Origin of the sequence: Kocuria subflava (assembly GCF_012163155.1) — a bacterium.
GTDB lineage: Bacteria > Actinomycetota > Actinomycetes > Actinomycetales > Micrococcaceae > Kocuria > Kocuria subflava.
Map to the genome: position 1 here is coordinate 1 of NZ_JAAVUN010000071.1, position 1,480 is coordinate 1,480.

At 67.0% G+C, this 1,480-nt stretch carries 1 pseudogene; it reads right to left on the bottom strand.

Features of this window, described 5'->3' with window-relative positions:
- Positions 1-68: 68 nt before the first annotated feature.
- Positions 69-1,274: pseudogene (locus GTW58_RS12975) on the bottom strand (ISL3 family transposase); the annotation flags it as partial.
- Between the last annotated feature and the right edge of the window lie 206 nt (positions 1,275-1,480).

Here is a 1,480-nt window from a genome sequence, read left to right on the forward strand (position 1 = left end):
CACGCTGTTCAGCGCGACCGGAACCATCCTGACCAGCCGGTCCCGGACCAGCCAGGTAGACACTCACAGATGGCCTCGGTACCACCGTTGCTCGCGCCGTCGGTGTCGAAGTAGGCCAGGAACGCGGTCTTCCAGCGTCTCAGGGTCTTTCCGAGCCTGGCGATCTCGGGAATCGGGCAGGTCGGCAGCGAGGCGATGAGTTTTTCGGCAAGCTGGCGTCCTCGTGCAGGCGTGGGCTGGTGGAACACGTCCCGAAGGTCCTGAGCGCAGCGATAGGCGACTTCGACCGCGATGTGATCGGGATGGGCCGTGAACGCAGCTTCCAGGCGAGTCTGCTGGCGAGACGTGAGGCGTTCTCGCCCGGCGCGGAGAACATGGCGGATGCCGTAGAGGGGGTCGCCCTTGCGGCCTCGGTGGCCGAGGGTCTCCTGTTGGATCCGGCGGCGGACGTCATCGACTGCCGCGCCGGCGAGCTTGACGATGTGGAACGCATCCAGCACGCAGGTGGCGTCCTCGAGTTGGTCATCGATCGTGTTCTTGTATCCCTGGAACGGGTCCAACGTCGCGATCTCGACCCGCTTCCGGAACCCTTCGCCCCGCTCGTCCAGCCAGTCGCGGTAGGCCTTGCCGGATCGGCCGGGGACGAGGTCGAGGAGCCTGGCGGTGGGGTGGGGTCCGCGGGTCAGCTCGACCATCCCGGTGAGCTCTTTCGGACCGCGCCGGCGGGGGTCGCGGTGATGCCAGATGTGTTCGTCCACGCCCAGGACCTGCACGTTCTCGAACCGGACCGGGTCGTCAGCGGCCGTGGCCAGGACGGGGCGGACCTGAGTGAAGAGGGTGTTCCAGGTCGTGCCGAGCTGCCGGGCCAGGCCCTGGATCGTCGCTCCCTCGGCCCGGAGCTGACCGATGGACCACCGGATCGCGCGTGTGCTCAGCAGAGCGCGCGGCGCACAGACCTCCGGGTCCTGCTCGACGAACGAGACCACCGAGCAAACGTCCTCGTGACAGATCCAGCGGCGCTTGCGCCATCGGACCCGCACCGGCCGACCCGCCCAGGGCGCATCAATCACCTCGACCACCACACGGCCGTGACCAGTAGCGATGACTCCGCAGCCGGGACAGCCTTGGACCGGAACGCAGGACTCCACCTCGAGCACCAGGCCCGAGGGAGCCTACGTGACCGAGACCAGGTGGAGGCCGGGGAATTCGAGGAGGAGATCGCATCGGTCGCAGCGATCGAGCGCGTCAGGGCATACGCAACTATGGTTAAGCATTGTCGAGGTCCTTGGTGCGAGCAGAGGTAAGAGTCCGCTCATCATCGAGGACCTCGACGTCTATCCCCAGCTACCCCGCACCACCGGCGCGCCCACACTCAACTCTGAAGAGCCGCTTATCGGGCCCTTCCCAAGTGAGTGTGGGTAAGGGCCCAAGCGGGGTGCGTGTCACGGGGGTCGGGTAGGGGTCGAGGCCTCCAGGATGG